Origin of the sequence: Halalkalibacter wakoensis JCM 9140, from assembly GCF_000513095.1 — a bacterium.
In the GTDB taxonomy this organism is placed as follows: Bacteria; Bacillota; Bacilli; order Bacillales; family Bacillaceae_D; genus Halalkalibacter; species Halalkalibacter wakoensis.
The window spans coordinates 1-14,254 of record NZ_BAUT01000091.1; the positions used below are offsets into that span (position 1 = coordinate 1).

General features: G+C 35.7%; 19 protein-coding genes and 3 pseudogenes. 9 read left to right on the forward strand and 13 right to left on the reverse strand.

Features of this window, described 5'->3' with window-relative positions; genetic code table 11:
- Positions 1-275: 275 nt before the first annotated feature.
- Positions 276-533 carry a DNA cytosine methyltransferase gene (locus tag JCM9140_RS24210; RefSeq protein ID WP_052002411.1) on the reverse strand — a complete coding sequence of 86 codons (258 nt, stop codon included), beginning with the start codon at positions 531-533 and terminating at the stop codon, positions 276-278.
- A 147-nt stretch (positions 534-680) separates the two neighbouring features.
- Positions 681-1,988 carry a DNA cytosine methyltransferase gene (locus tag JCM9140_RS24215; RefSeq protein WP_052002413.1) on the reverse strand — a complete coding sequence of 436 codons (1,308 nt, stop codon included), beginning with the start codon at positions 1,986-1,988 and terminating at the stop codon, positions 681-683.
- Positions 1,989-2,205: 217 nt separating this feature from the next.
- Here JCM9140_RS24215 and JCM9140_RS25015 point away from each other — a divergent pair, with 217 nt between their 5' ends.
- The 4 genes from JCM9140_RS25015 (at position 2,206) to JCM9140_RS19830 (ending at position 5,312) form a co-directional block, all read left to right on the forward strand.
- Entirely contained in the window at positions 2,206-2,511 is a 306-nt protein-coding gene (locus JCM9140_RS25015) for a restriction endonuclease PLD domain-containing protein (RefSeq protein WP_034750682.1), read from the forward strand.
- A gap of 64 nt (positions 2,512-2,575) precedes the next feature.
- Positions 2,576-3,142, forward strand: a complete 567-nt coding sequence (locus tag JCM9140_RS22825) for a phospholipase D-like domain-containing protein (protein ID WP_052002414.1) — start codon at positions 2,576-2,578, stop codon at positions 3,140-3,142.
- A 515-nt stretch (positions 3,143-3,657) separates the two neighbouring features.
- The gene (locus JCM9140_RS19825; RefSeq protein ID WP_034750685.1) at positions 3,658-4,626 is read left to right on the forward strand and encodes a Kiwa anti-phage protein KwaB-like domain-containing protein; all 969 of its coding nucleotides are present in this window, start codon (positions 3,658-3,660) and stop codon (positions 4,624-4,626) included.
- Positions 4,627-4,643: 17 nt separating this feature from the next.
- Entirely contained in the window at positions 4,644-5,312 is a 669-nt protein-coding gene (locus JCM9140_RS19830) for a KwaA family protein (RefSeq protein WP_034750688.1), read from the forward strand.
- A gap of 250 nt (positions 5,313-5,562) precedes the next feature.
- On the opposite strand, the gene JCM9140_RS19835 is transcribed toward JCM9140_RS19830, so the two are convergent.
- From JCM9140_RS19835 to JCM9140_RS19845, 3 genes are read right to left on the reverse strand one after another with little or no spacing between them, the layout of a single operon-like run.
- On the reverse strand, positions 5,563-5,865 hold the full coding sequence (locus tag JCM9140_RS19835) for a helix-turn-helix domain-containing protein (RefSeq protein ID WP_162232215.1): 303 nt from the start codon (positions 5,863-5,865) through the stop codon (positions 5,563-5,565).
- Positions 5,866-5,918: 53 nt separating this feature from the next.
- On the reverse strand, positions 5,919-6,185 hold the full coding sequence (locus JCM9140_RS19840) for a hypothetical protein (protein WP_034750694.1): 267 nt from the start codon (positions 6,183-6,185) through the stop codon (positions 5,919-5,921).
- A gap of 17 nt (positions 6,186-6,202) precedes the next feature.
- Complete coding sequence (locus JCM9140_RS19845; protein ID WP_034750697.1) at positions 6,203-6,559, reverse strand: tetratricopeptide repeat protein; 357 nt, start codon at positions 6,557-6,559, stop codon at positions 6,203-6,205.
- 133 nt (positions 6,560-6,692) lie between these two features.
- Between JCM9140_RS19845 and JCM9140_RS19850 the strand changes: the two genes are divergently transcribed.
- Both JCM9140_RS19850 and JCM9140_RS24005 read left to right on the forward strand, forming a co-directional pair.
- Positions 6,693-8,000, forward strand: coding sequence for a M20/M25/M40 family metallo-hydrolase (locus JCM9140_RS19850; protein WP_081727795.1), 1,308 nt, complete (start codon positions 6,693-6,695; stop codon positions 7,998-8,000).
- 160 nt (positions 8,001-8,160) lie between these two features.
- Positions 8,161-8,283 carry a helix-turn-helix domain-containing protein gene (locus JCM9140_RS24005; protein ID WP_162232216.1) on the forward strand — a complete coding sequence of 41 codons (123 nt, stop codon included), beginning with the start codon at positions 8,161-8,163 and terminating at the stop codon, positions 8,281-8,283.
- A 26-nt stretch (positions 8,284-8,309) separates the two neighbouring features.
- Here the strand turns inward: JCM9140_RS24005 and JCM9140_RS22830 are convergent.
- From JCM9140_RS22830 to JCM9140_RS23370, 4 genes and pseudogenes are all read right to left on the reverse strand, one after another.
- Positions 8,310-8,579 (reverse strand): annotated as a pseudogene (locus tag JCM9140_RS22830) (DnaD domain-containing protein); the annotation flags it as partial.
- Between the two features lie 60 nt (positions 8,580-8,639).
- The gene (locus tag JCM9140_RS22835) at positions 8,640-9,104 is read right to left on the reverse strand and encodes a calponin homology domain-containing protein (protein WP_052002418.1); all 465 of its coding nucleotides are present in this window, start codon (positions 9,102-9,104) and stop codon (positions 8,640-8,642) included.
- Positions 9,105-9,263: 159 nt separating this feature from the next.
- Positions 9,264-10,049: a glucose 1-dehydrogenase gene (locus JCM9140_RS19860; RefSeq protein WP_034750700.1), complete on the reverse strand. Its 786-nt coding sequence runs from the start codon at positions 10,047-10,049 to the stop codon at positions 9,264-9,266.
- A 103-nt stretch (positions 10,050-10,152) separates the two neighbouring features.
- Positions 10,153-10,354, reverse strand: a pseudogene (locus JCM9140_RS23370) (SDR family NAD(P)-dependent oxidoreductase); the annotation flags it as partial.
- A 157-nt stretch (positions 10,355-10,511) separates the two neighbouring features.
- Between JCM9140_RS23370 and JCM9140_RS19865 the strand changes: the two are divergent.
- The 3 genes from JCM9140_RS19865 to JCM9140_RS19875 all read left to right on the forward strand — a co-directional run bounded on the left by JCM9140_RS19865 (position 10,512) and on the right by JCM9140_RS19875 (position 12,016).
- Positions 10,512-11,255, forward strand: a complete 744-nt coding sequence (locus JCM9140_RS19865) for a hypothetical protein (RefSeq protein WP_034750704.1) — start codon at positions 10,512-10,514, stop codon at positions 11,253-11,255.
- Positions 11,256-11,477: 222 nt separating this feature from the next.
- Entirely contained in the window at positions 11,478-11,708 is a 231-nt protein-coding gene (locus JCM9140_RS19870; RefSeq protein WP_034750707.1) for a hypothetical protein, read from the forward strand.
- A 71-nt stretch (positions 11,709-11,779) separates the two neighbouring features.
- Positions 11,780-12,016 carry a hypothetical protein gene (locus JCM9140_RS19875; protein WP_034750710.1) on the forward strand — a complete coding sequence of 79 codons (237 nt, stop codon included), beginning with the start codon at positions 11,780-11,782 and terminating at the stop codon, positions 12,014-12,016.
- Between the two features lie 297 nt (positions 12,017-12,313).
- Here JCM9140_RS19875 and JCM9140_RS19880 read toward each other — a convergent pair whose 3' ends face one another.
- The 4 genes and pseudogenes from JCM9140_RS19880 to JCM9140_RS19895 all read right to left on the reverse strand — a co-directional run.
- The gene (locus JCM9140_RS19880; protein ID WP_235715415.1) at positions 12,314-12,829 is read right to left on the reverse strand and encodes an IS66 family transposase; all 516 of its coding nucleotides are present in this window, start codon (positions 12,827-12,829) and stop codon (positions 12,314-12,316) included.
- Between the two features lie 438 nt (positions 12,830-13,267).
- A complete protein-coding gene (locus tag JCM9140_RS19885; RefSeq protein ID WP_235715416.1) occupies positions 13,268-13,582 on the reverse strand; it encodes a retropepsin-like aspartic protease in 315 nt (104 codons plus the stop codon).
- Positions 13,579-13,827, reverse strand: coding sequence for a hypothetical protein (locus tag JCM9140_RS19890; protein WP_034750713.1), 249 nt, complete (start codon positions 13,825-13,827; stop codon positions 13,579-13,581). The genes JCM9140_RS19885 and JCM9140_RS19890 overlap by 4 nt, the downstream gene beginning before the upstream one ends.
- A gap of 176 nt (positions 13,828-14,003) precedes the next feature.
- A pseudogene (locus JCM9140_RS19895) lies at positions 14,004-14,254 on the reverse strand (ISLre2 family transposase); the annotation flags it as partial.

Below are 14,254 nucleotides of genomic sequence, written 5' to 3' on the forward strand. Positions count from 1 at the left end.
TTTGTATACAAAAAAGCCTAGAGTATACCATGCCTCTAAGCTTACTGGAACTTACATATTACTAAATTCATTACTAAGTTTTTCGGTTTAACGCCCCTAATACCAATTTTCTAAATTGTTCAAGTAATAGCAAGGGAAAAATAGCAACGCCTGTACCGATTCCTTTAGATTGATCCAAATGAATACCATGTTTCTGTTTGAGATACGCAAAGACGTTCAAATGTTCATTTCCTCATCGCTAACCTTCGCTAACACAGGAAAGCATACTCTTGGGTTTATTTTAAAGCCAAGACTTCTTTATTTTTCATATATAAATCTTGTTTAATAAACTCACTAACTCTTGTTATAGGCTCTCTACCGAGTGTTTTCAATACACTTTCTGCGACGAATCGAGCTAATAAAGGAGGAACAGCATTTCCTACCTGCTGATACTGTGCATCTTTTGTACCTTCAAATACAAAGTTATCTTGAAATGACTGTAATCTTGCAGCTTCTCTAATAGTAACTGCTCTATTTTTGAAGGATGTATCCACATAGACTTCCTTACATTTAGGACTGTCCCAGAAGTTTCATTATAATTCAAACGTTTATATACGGTATTCTGAGTTCGACTATGATCACTGTAGGATGTTTTAAGTGAATCATCTAAATCATGAAAGTTTTGACCAGGACGCAATTTTTCAAAGCGTTTTAACGCAGTTTTCTCTTGTATCAGTCCTCACATGATTGTATATCTCGTAAGTATTGTTTTCATTATAATACTTATTAATCCCTGTCTTGACATTAACATTAGATCCTCTAATAGAAATTGATGGGGCATTAACATCCGTACTAGTGTCTAACTCCTCTAAATCTTGAATCGCATCACCGATTCGATAATAACTCTCTTCGTTGATAATAATTTCATCTGGAAGCTTAATAATTTGATTGTTTTCATTTAAAAATTGTTCTTTTGCTCCGACAATGAATAATCTTTTTCTAAATTGAGGTACACCAAAGTTAGCTGCATTTAAAATATACTTTTCATCTTCATTTATTCTGTATCCGATAGACTTAAACTTCTCTTTAACATATTCAAAAACATTATATGTTTTAAGATTAACCACAATATTCCCTTCGCTATCTTCAATTTTAAAATCAATTTGATGGTGAAGTAATTCTTTTAATTTCATGAGTGTTTTTTGGGTCTCGATAATAAAAGATAAGTGTTTAAGTAAGTTATTATTATCTTCTCCTAGCAGTATTTCCCCCAAACAATTACCAAGCGAATCCCATTCATCTATATAATATTGCCCAATATATTTTTGGTGGAGATTCTCCCATCTCTGTATTAGATTATCAAAGTAATTAAAATTTCCTTGTTTTTCCAGGTATGTTTTCACCTTATCAATTGACCTTTGCCTTAATAAAGAACCTATCTTTGAAAATACGTCCTCTTCAATTAAAAAAGGGTCTATCTTGCTAATTTCATCAAGTGACTTTATGAATGGTTCCGATACTATTGAAGAATCACCAATTATTATTTTCTCAGTAGTATAGACTAAATTCAAATCTTCTAATTCTTCCTTGTCAGAATAAGAAAGGAAAAATTTATGTTTATCGGACCGCATAGTATTAACATTCTCCATCACAAATATTAAGGGTTCAAGCTTTTCAATAACCTTTATATAATCTTTTACTAACTGGTTATTACTAGAGATAATTGAATTCTTCTGACGATTAGCGTTAGAAAAACCTTGGCAAGGTGGTCCTCCGATTACTACCTCAACACCAGTTTCCTTTAGTAGTTCAATTTGAGCTTCTTTTATATCGCGTATGTCTTTAAAAAACAAATCATCTTTTAACCGTTTGTGATTTCTTTTGTATGTCATTCGTGCATACTTATCAAGTTCAACTGCAGCAACTACTTCAAAACAACCTGTTTGTTCAAAGCCAGCACTTAAGCCTCCTGCACCTGAAAATAAATCTACCACCTTTAATTTCTCCAAATTAATCACCTCTTAAGCTCCATTTTAGTAACTAAACTATACCGGCTAACCTCACCTTGTTTAAGTTTCAATATAAAGATAGAACTCAACTATATTTTATAATATACGATCGTATGTTCTGTTTCCAATGAAATTTATAATTATTTGCCTTCTTAATTTGCAATACATATAAGCAAATGTTATTTTATGGATAATATTTGAGCTACGGAGGGCTAAAATGATCTATACAGAAAACTTATTAGAAGATATTATTATAAAACCTTATAGAGAAGGGTTACAAGAACTTTCTGTAGTAACAGGACAGACCTCGCCAGCCTTTATTCATCATTTGCTTTATTCATTGGAGAAGTTAGAGTTAAAGATCATTATTGGGTTAGCAAATGAAAAAACTATTCCTATCTGGGATCATAATGAATACGTTAAGTTAACTCAAAATACTGGACGCCTATCTATTAATTATTATCTAGGGTCTCCTCCGATACATTCAAATATTTATATTTGGTCAAATCAATTAAAAAACTGAAGAATTAGTTTTTATAGGTTCTGCAGAATTTACCAGGAACAGCTTTAGTAAGTACAAAGAAGTTATGACAAGAGTAAATCATTTAGAAACTAAAAATGAACTTTTAGGATTACAGAAGATTATTAGCTGTATCGACCCTAATGTTTATAATCAGGTTAAATTCTTGAGTAATAGAGGTAATTCTAATAATATAAATACCCTGGATTTAATTAAGTATACTAATGGCAGACCTTACGTTGATTTAAAGTTAACTGAAGCTAATGACGAGAACAAGGTGCCTTTAAAAAGTGGATTGAATTGGGGGCAAAGATCAGGAAGAAACCAAAATCAAGCCTATATAAATGTTCCAACTCATATTCGAAATACATATCCTGACTTTTTCCCTAATCAAAAAGAAAAATTTGTGTTAGTTACTGACGATGGGTACCACTTTATTTGCGTGATGTCACAAGATAATGCAAAAGCTATTACAACATCCAGAGACACAAGTGAATTAGGAAAATACTTCAGAAAGCGTTTAGGAGTGGAATTAGGAAATTTAATAACTATTAATGACCTTGACTCCTATGGTAGAGACTACGTTAGAATTTATAAGTTGAACGACGAAACTTATTTCTTAGAATTTAGTTAACAGTAATAATAGCCTGGCAACACCGTATTTCCAACATACTTTGAACAGTGATAGTGACCTTTCTCTTTGTCTAAAGGGGGTGAACAGACTGTTTTTATGTAACAAAAAGTGCCTATCACCACCGGGATTTTGTCGATGATGTCGACATACTTCGGAGAGTAACAGTGGCACTTAAACGATAGCTTAATTCCTTTTCTTACTTCAGCGGTAAACTTCAGTTCAAGACACTCAATTACCCCTATTTAGCAGAGATTTAGTACGAATAGAAATTTCTATTTGCTGTGCACCCTCTTTCTACTTTTTTACAAATCCCTTATTGAAATTTATTTTTTTGATCGTTCTAATCTACGATTCTATCATTAATAAAGCCGTTTTAAGCACCTTCTAAGCATCTGTTTTTTTCGGATAACGAAACAAATAATTCCCAAATAAATACAATTTTTCTGTACCTCGTTTTCGATTTGTGTGATATGTTATAAGAGTATGAATATTATGTCGAAATAAGGAGTGTGACAATGACGCAAACTAGACTATCAAATAAGGTTGAGGAGTTTTACAGTAAGGACATTAAGGATACAAAAATATATCTCATTTTTAGAAGTGTTGATGATGAAACAGCCGAATACCTATATTCGAGTTCTTACTTCGGATTTAGACGTCGTGATTATGAAACCTTTTTAGATGATTACAAGGAATATATTTCTGATTTGGTAAAGGGTAAAGAACTGACGCCATATGATATTAGTGTTACTGAAAAAGGATCTATTGAAACAATTCCTTCATCCCAAGTACCTAACATTAGCAAGGTTAAAGAAGTGTTAATACCGGCAGAAAGTCGAACTATTACTGATGATACAGATTTCGATCCAGTTCATATTTGGGGTTATGTTATTGTTATGAAAAATAGTGATGGGAAACTAATGAGGACTTATCGCAAACAAGTCAATGCTAAACTAATGAAGGAAAGTAAAGTTTTAAATTTTATACAAGGCGAGGTTAAAATCATCAAAAGTGACGATAGGCTTATTCTAGATTTTAAAGCCGATGCAATTGAGTTTGAAGATGAGTGTTTTGTAACCAACAATCATTATTTCAATCAGTTCTTTTCCTATACAGAAGCACACGTTAATTTTGCTAATGCTAATTTTGACGACTTAAAAGATATTAACATTATCGATAATTTTGATGACTTTCATTCAAGATGCGTTGAGAGTGTGACACTTGTAAAACGTTTGGTTTCAGTTATCAAGGAAGATAGATTAAGTTGGCTTAAATCGAACTTTAGTAACGCTAAAAGAGTTGCCAATGAATACGGGCTTAAAATTGAATTTGATGATGCTGGGAATAAAATAATTTACACCAACAAGAATTGCAATATTTCTGACGTTATCACACTTATTCGTGGCGGTTGCGTAACAGATGCAGTAGATATGGAAAGATATATCGCTTCATCAGTTCGAAAAGTTGGTAGTGTAACAAATTAGTAGAGGGGGAGAAGGCGTTGTTAAATAATAAGAAACTAAAAGCCAATATTATTTTATTATTAAGCGCTTATATCCCTCTTTATTTGACTATCATCGTTCAAAACTCCTTCTCCTTATGGGATAAATTGAATCTGAAGTATAAGATCGCTTTCTTAGATTTTCTAGATTCCAAAAAAATCAAAAACAATTTAGATGAGGTTTTTTCGTATCCAGAGGCTTGGATAACAACATTCTTTATCACATTTATATTATTTCTATTTGGCTTAATATATTTCATGCTAAGAAACACATACAGTACCAGTAGTAGTCTTAGCTATGAAGTTAAGGTTGTAGATGTCGAAGATAAGAACCACGAATACCTTACGAGTTATATTGCTGTTTATATTCTTCCCTTTATAACACTAAACCTTACAACATACAGCGGGCTTGCCCAATTTATTATCCTGTTCTTATTTATCGGTTATATTTATTTAAAATATGAAATGATCTACATAAACCCTATTTTAAACATATTCTTTCGTTTGAATGCTTATGACGTTCATTATGAAATAGAGGAAAACGATAAAACGTATAACACTGTTTTATTATCTAAAAAGGACAAAGATGTACTAACAAAGGGAAAAATTAAAGTAAAAGGCTCTAATGGAATACTAATTGATCTGACTAAGAATAGTAAAATAAAATAAAAAATCACCTGACATTGAGGGGGGTTCATTGTTTTAATTTAAGGTAACTTTGTTTTATTATTTTGCTAAGCATTGTAACTGCTAGACTAATAAGCCTACTTATCCGTTTGATGAATATATGAATTTGAGGAATAGGCATGGAAAAGGAAGAAGGCGTCATTTTCTTCTCTTTTCTATTGTTTTAAAAAAGTGGTATTCACCAACATATTTTTTCGATATGATTCACCTCTGTCAAACCATCCCCCCCAACCTAATCCAAAAGCAAATCCGTACTAACATCCCTACTATGCTTAAACATGCGATACTCATGCAGCGTATTCCACCGATACCCTCCATCAATCGTCTGTATAAACTCATGAAGAGGAACCAATCCTTCTAACCTCGCTCGTAACCTCCGAATGTTTTGCCTTAAGGCACTTTCAGGATCCCTCGACTGTCGAAATCTCCTTTGAATGATCTCTTCACGACGAACTCCTTCTGGATGACGCATCAGATATTCTAGGAGTAACACTTGATTACTTGGAATCCCTACTTCCTTTCCATATAAAGACAATTTCGTGTCATTCAAGCTTATTTGATTAAGTATGATAACTTCTTTATTTTCATCTATATCGAAAGTAGTTCATATTCTCGCTCACTAATATCATAGAACTCTTTCCCGTTTTTGATCATTTGATAAGGTTTCTCCTGCCCGTTTGCACCGTAACCTTCTTTCATCTCTTCTATAAGAAGGTTGATTTCACCAAACAAATCTAACTCTTCTTGCGGGATGTTTTTAATTTGAAGCAGCGTTTCAGATACGATGATTTGCGTAGTTTTTAAGATGTAATGGTGTGCTTTGATCGTTTGTTCTTTTGTTAATTGATTTCGCATTTGTCGTGCTTTCTGTTTCAAGGCATGTTGAAAGGAGTCAATCGACCGCTCCATGCTTCTTCATAAAAATATAGAAAGCCTAAGCGGTAATACGCTCTAGCGTTATTGGGATCTAGCCTAATCACTTTTTTAAAATTCGTAATCGCATCTTCATAAGAACGTTGGCGCATTTTCAGATCTTCTCCTTGCATTAGCAACAAGTACGCAAGCGTTTCTTTATAGCGGATTTCTTCTCTATTTTTTCTTGAGAGATTTTGAAAGATTCGCACGCCTTCATTAATCCACCTTCCATCGCCCTCATCTTCTCGGTCCCACCAATCAGCTTCTTTTTCTAATAGTTTTTTCTCCGTCAGTTCAGACATTCGTTGTCTCATTTATAGGAACTCCTTTTTCATTGTATGTCCTCTATAGTTCGCTCCCTCCCTCCCATTCACCTTTTTCCTGTGACAGAGGTGTCACGGCCAACTTGGTACACTGATGACATCACATAAGAGGAGTTGGTTGATCATGGCAGCACATTCACTTTTAACACGTCACGGATTTCAACAATCAGATTTACAAGAGGAGACAAACATTGGACTTTTTTTGAATCAAGCTATCTATTACGCAAAAGTTAACCGGGAGGATCTTGCCTCTCTTCAAGAATTAAAATGGATCGAAGCCTTAAACTCAGCTTCCCATCATTTTAGAGGTGGCGGCAAGGTTCTGATCGATCCAGAAAAACAAGAAATCCCTTTAGCAGATCTTGATCCACATATGCGAGGTATGGTGCGTTGGCTCAATGCTCTTGGCATTTATACGGTTAATAGTTGCGATGGGCATAATACAAGACCAGCCCATATTTACTTGAAACACCATCTAACGAATCAACAAATGAACCTCATTCAAGGATGTTCACTTGTTGATGTAAAGGTTCGTTTTTCCGGAAAGAAGGTTAGCTTTTTATACAAGCAAGGAGAAGTTCATAAGCTATTAGAAATCGCTGAACGCCTTCATGCCTTCCTTATGAACCCAGCTATAATAGAAGATTTTGAGGCAGAAAAATTCAAACCTCACTTGTTGAAACTATTGTCTATTTCAGGCTCCAGTGGGAACGAGAGACGTATTCGAGCATACTTACAACAAAAGTTGCATCGACTAACGGATTATACGTATATGGACAAAGCCGGAAATCTACTAGCCTACCTTTATTGCGGCGATGGACCAACTGTTTTACTCTCTGCTCATATGGATACAGTGGAGGAATTTGAAGAGGGTCGTCATATTTTTGAAAACAGAACGGTTTTGACCAGTTCGTCAGGGATTTTAGGTGCTGATGACCGGGCAGGAATTGCGGTTATCTTAGAGGTCTTATCAAGGATACAGAAAACGAATTTTAACGGAACCTTAAAAATTGCTTTTACTGTCAAAGAAGAAATAGGCTGTGTTGGCTCTAAAGACATGGACGTACAGTTTTTAGGAGACGTTGACGGAGCGATCGTTGTCGACCGAAGAAATACAAGAGACATCGTCACATCAAACGGCACAACCTCTTTTTGCCCAACAAGTTACGGTGAACTATTTGAAAAAGCAGGAGTGTTACTCGGCATGAGTAACTGGAAAACTACCTCTGGTGGATTAAGCGATGCAAAAGTTTACGCTAGCTATGGTATTCCGTCTGTGAACTTGTCGGTTGGATATGATAATGAACATACGGATTGGGAGAGTGTGGATTACAAAGCTACGTATCAGACGGTGAAATTGGTAGAATGTGTGTTGCATCTTCAGATGATTGGGTTGGGTGTTGATTTAAGAGTTGATGCTAGTTATGAATGATGGGTGGAGCCTTCCTTTTTGGAGGGCTTTTTTACGTACCACTCCCTATCCATAAATAAACTTATACCATTTTTCACATAGTCCCTTTTTGCAGTATATAGACAGTTCCTCTTTCTTTTCTACCAATCTCATACTAAGTAGAAAAAAGGAGCAAAAGCCGGTGGATTATGATGAGCAGATCAATCGATACATAGGAAAACAAATCCAAGGACTACGCAATGAAAAAGGCTGGACACAAAGGAAACTTGCTGAAGCAGCCGACGTTGACTTCTTGAATGGTTAAAAGAACCTCGGCAGCTTCCTCGTTTGTCATGAAAAGTCACCTCGTTTCATTCGTTCAAGTAAATCAGTTGGGTTCATAAAGCTATTCTGGAAGTGGGTTTCATCCGCTTCAATCGCTTGAATGGTTGTTACATTTTGGTTTACCCATTTTTTCAAAATCCCTTCTGCATAATCCCAGCGTTTTTGCCTCATCAACGACTTTTGAATCGCTAACAGCACCACTTCTGGACTTAGCTCTTCAACCCAATGGACGATCGACTCTGCGATAAAAGGATTTAAGACTCCCATGTTTTCTTCGTAAAACCGAAAGACCGCGGCGTATCGGTCTTGTTCTTCTTCTTCTTCTTCTTCTTCTTCTTATTCTTCTTCTTGTCCACTTGTCGTCAACGTATCGTCTGTTTGAAGGCAAAAAGATGCAAAAAGCTCCCGAATCGACTCATTGGCTACAAACTGTCCAATGTATCCAATAAGCGAACGATCCTTAACATCCTCTAATTCCTTTTGAATACAATCAAGCATCGGTTTGCCTCCACGCCCAAGGTTATGCTTGGCCCAATTCTTGATCGCAAGCTCCCTTGTTTCCGCGTTATACCGAATGAGCTTATGCTGGTTCAAAAAGCGCTCAAATAACAGCTGCACGGTTTCGACGGAGAAACCCGTTTCAAAAGCGACTTGTTTTTTCGTAATCCGGTAAATGCCAATTTGAGTTACTTGCGGATTGGTGAGAAGATACATGAAAAAGAACTTATCCTCCGGTGTCATCTCCTCCATCACCTTTGGATCATGCCAAAATCCTGTTTGAATCATGCGGAATTTAGCCATCTAAACAACCTCCTGTGTTATGTATGTTTTCAATTTATATATAGGGAGATGAGTTGATTTTCGTAGGAGGATTTTTTTAAAATCATCAAAAAAGTGCCTGCATCATCCCTATTATGTCGATGATGTTGGCAAAAATCGGGGAGAGACAGGCACTTAAAACTAATACTTATAAGATTGTCCACCATCAATTGGCACTACAGCTGCATTGATAAATCCTGCTTGATCAGATAGAAGGAAGGCAGTAAGGTAGCCGATTTCTTCCGGTTTACCAAAACGTTTCATCGGATTAGGTTCTACAAACGCTTTCCCTACTTCTTCCCAACCATCTTCACCACCAATTTGTTTTAACGATCCTTCAACCATTGGCGTCATAATGGCTCCTGGGGCAATTGCATTTATCGTAATACCGAATTGCCCGTACTCAATAGCTGAGTTACGTGTTAACCCAACGACCCCGTGCTTACTAGCCGCATAACCTGATTGGTTACCAACACCACGAATACCGCCAACAGAAGCCGTATTCACGATATGGCCACTACCTTTTTCTTTCATCACTTTAAGAACATGTTTCATTCCATAAAAGACTCCATTTAGATTGATATCCAAAACTTTACGAAATTCATCAGAACCGTAATCTTCAGTTTCGTTTTGTTTCCCTTCAATTCCAGCATTATTAAAGAAACCGTCAATTGTACCAAACGTTTCTACTGTTTTATCTACATAATTTTTCACATCATCTTCGTTCGCGACATTAGCCTTTACTAAAAGCATCTCGGCATTTAGTACTACTTTTTGAATCTCGCTTTTTGTTTCTTCTAAGCCTTTTTCATTTAAATCAACTAAAGATAGCTTCGCTCCTTCTTTCGCTACCTGCAATGCAACTGCACGACCTAAACCAGATCCTGCTCCAGTAATTAGTACAACCTTACCTTCAAACCTTTCCATGAAAATCATCCTCTGCTTATTAGTATGGTAACAACCTTGTAGCATCCATTCCCCGACAAACCGGGGTACAAACATTCATTTGGCTAAATTTACATTTCACCTATTATTGTGCTGTATATCCGCCATCAACGATTAAGGAATTACCAGTCATAAAGGCAGAGTCATCGCTAGCCATGAATAGCTTTTGCTGCACTTCCAGGAGAACCAACCAACCCATACATCGAAGCCGTATTAACGATAACACCACTACCAGCTTTTAAAAATTCTTTAATGGCAGCTTGTGCAACTAAAAATACACCATACAAATGAGCAAAAGTGCCTGTCACTAACTGAAGTATCTCGACACATCAACATACTTCAGTTAGTGACAGGCACTTATCTTTGAATCTCATAAGTTATAGGACAATCAAGTAGTTTCATAAAGTTAAGAAAATAATTCTTATTTATAGAGGGAGGATTCATATGCAATATGAATTATTTTCTTTAGATGAAATTGAGCCCTTCTTTAGGATTTATCAATCTCAAGACACTGCTAAACAAAAATTGACAATGTATAAGGTAAACAATCGAACTTTAGACCTTATTGTTTATAAGTCAAAAACAGGCGAATTATTTCTTGCGGAGGGTTATGACTATTACTTCTCCCTATACAACAGTAATAGGAAGATTGACGTTCTTTGTAGAGTCGGAGAGTATAAATCTGAACTCGAAGTACGATACGCAGCGTTACGAGAATTACTTTTATCTAACAGTAGGTGGGCACTAAAGATGAATCAGTTTTCCATCTTGATAAACCAATATAACCAGAAACAAAGACAAATTGCAGATAAGCTAGGGATACCTGTTGAAAAAGTAACTAAGTATTTGCTAGATGAAGATATCCCAACAAAGATAAGAATACTTGCCTGTAAATACGATCTAGGTAGAATAGCAAATAAAATTGCTAGAAGCACTTTATTACCTAGGTACAAAGAGATAATGTATGAGTTCGTAACATATCCGAAAGAGCACTCATTACGTATAAATGATGGGATTTTCAATCGTGCACGCTTGCTTTTAAGACAAGATTCAAATGTAGATAAGCTATCTAATGACGATATAAGAAATTTAATTATTAGACATGCAGTTGAACAGAAAAAGAGAGCTATCGAAAATTTTCAATATGATTTAGACATGATGTTAAAAAATGCAAAGGCAACCGGTTAAACTTTATTTTTAATTCTCAATGACCCTTAATAAGAGCTAATAAATGCCAATGCAATTTATTTTAATTCCGTGCCTGCAAACTTCCAGTAGACTTATTCTCTACTGCGATCAGGCATGGAATTAGCCATACCTTCAACTAACACCTATTTTCAGCTTCCCCCAGTTTATTATTTGAACTGAATCCGTTATACTGGAATAAATAAATCATAGTAGGTGATTAAATTGAAACCTATAAAAATTGATAACTTAGACATTATAAAAATAATAAATTCTGGTAACACTTATATCCAAGTTGGTGAAAGAAAATTCTTATTACTAGAAGTAGAAAACGCCAAGGAAACAGATTGTTATGAAGTGACAGATCCAGAAGAAGAAGAACAATTACTCATGGCATTAAACGAAGATAATCCAATATTAACAGATAAAGAAATTAATGAAATATTAGGATTATAACTAGCATGAGAATATGTTGGAGAAAATCCGCTATTCAGTCGTTATTAAAGTTAGATCAGTGGAGAGCTAGTGTGGAATTACAACCTATCGCTGGCTATCTTAAAAATACAATCGATGTGTTTTTTGAACATCAAGATTTTTCTATCTATATCCCTGGAAGACATGTTCTAATTAAAAATCTCCCTGACGATCTCAGGATGGTTTTAGTTTCAGCGGGGAAATCTGATCCATATAAAGTCTTTTACCCTATTACCGGTGGAAGTGTCGAAATATTTTTAATTCGGCATCCACATCAGAAACCAATTTAGTATTCATTCTATCTCGGCGATAACGAGGTGGCCATCTTCCTACTGAAGGAAGATGGTGATATGCCGGCAATGATGAGAGCATTAACACCATCCATCTGCTTTATGTATATTTTATCATGCATTACTTCCAGTCACCGTTTTGACAGGGAGTTGTTTTAAAAGACCATCCAGCCACCGTTTTGGTAGGATGGTCTTTTACACATATACAAAGTAAGCCCGAACTATAGAAAAAATGTATACCAAGCGGTGCGCATGACAAATAGCCGTATATCCTGTCTTTTTTGTCGGATATACGGCTTATTTTCGGCATTCGGCCTGTATTAATTTTGACCAAGGCATATAATTGTCCAGGATGTCTGGATTTTGCTGGATTCCGAGATTGGGTAAATCCGTTAAGAGTTTTTTCAAGTATTCGTAGAAATCAACTCCATTGCTTTTAGCTGTTTCTGCGATACTCAAACAAATGGCGTTCGCTTTTGCTCCAGCTTCGCTGACGGAAAAGAGCCAGTTTTTTCTCCCTAAAACATTAGGGCGGATGGCATTTTCGGCTGGATTATTATCAATCTCAATGCGTCCATCATCTAGGAAAGCCTTCAGACCAGTTGCTCTGTTCAATGTGTATTCAGCTGCTTTTGCGAGGGCATTTTTCCCGTAAAACGGGGATGATTCAACCCATTCGAAGAATTTATCGACAATTGGCTTCGAGAATTTTTGGCGTTTTTTTCTTCGCTTACTCGGAGAAAAGGACGATGTAAGGTCTTGTTTTTTAGGGTGAAGTGTAACGGGGACAATTGTTAATTTTTGTTGCGGCATAGAAAAGCACCTCCTTTATTTGATACATGTATCGTACCAGGAGGCGCTGTTGGTTTATATGCGTTGTTTGGATGGGGGCTTACTATACAAAAAAGGATTCAAAGCCGCATTCCGGAAGCATTTGGACGGTTCTTGTGCTCGGTGCTTCTGTTGAGTGAATCTCTAGCCCTATTTTTATTTATTATCCAAAAGGGACTCAATAGAAAAAGTGCCTGTCGCTACCTGTATATTGTTAAACATAAGCCCTATAGTTTAAGTACACTACCTCACAAACATCAATATAAAAATAACATCGTAGCATTTATCCCAAGCCATAATGTTAATCTTAAAGTTTCTAGCAATGGCAGTCGCAGTATTAATAGTTTTATCTGCACTACTAATTTTGGATTAATTCTAATTTCCCTAAATCAATGATAAACTGTCCATTCATTAATATATCTATCCTATTAGTCCATTGATTCCCCAATCATCTAAATTGCCAAAGTCTAATTTCATATCTAGAATTTCATAATTGCCCAGCTTGATAAAATCAACTGGTTTACGGAAAGAATACTCTTCACCGCCAATTCCATAAGAGCTTACAAGAGGATCTCCATTTTCAAAATATATGCCTATCTCATCAACCATATCAGATGAAATAAGAGTATGAGCTGCACCTGTATCAATAACAAGCTTATCTATTGTTTTCTTTTTGCCTTTGTAAGAAATAGTCATTTCTACTTCTAGTAAATGATTCACAAAGTCTAACTTCATAATCTGATACCTTTTAAACCTATTGCTTTTCTCATCTCAATTACAATATTTTCAGCCCCTGTATGATAAACAATTGTATCATCCTTAGATTTAAGCAACTCTTTAGTAGCTAATTTTGGATCTTCAATAACATTAATTAACGCAACATCTGTTACAATTTTTTTATCATCTTCTAGGTAAAAGTCAATGATGTTAAGTTTCACATATTGATTTGGGTACATTGTTCTAACCTCTGACCATTTCATAATATATACCGCCCCTTTTACTCTTTACCATTATTATATCACCGTTTCATACAACTATCATGAGTTATAGTGACTGTGATTGTGTCAACCTTTTGTGGGAGGAATATCTTCCATCCTCATAGGCGTAAGCGAATTCATGAATTTATGGTTCTCCTCTGTCTAGAATCTTACTGTTTTTAAAAACCTTTCAAGTCTTTCAGTGCTCGGTAAACTGGAATATTTGCTCTTTGTTTGAGATACATGACGTTGTTACGTGTTGCTTCGCCAATGGTACTTTCTACCTTCTCCACAAAATACTTTGGAGGACGTTCTTCTTTTGGCTCTTTCCATTTCTCCACACGACCAATCAGGGTTTTGAGCGGAACTTTATCCATCAAAGCAACCATCGCTGTCATCATGGCACTAGCGCCTTTTTCAACCCAACTTC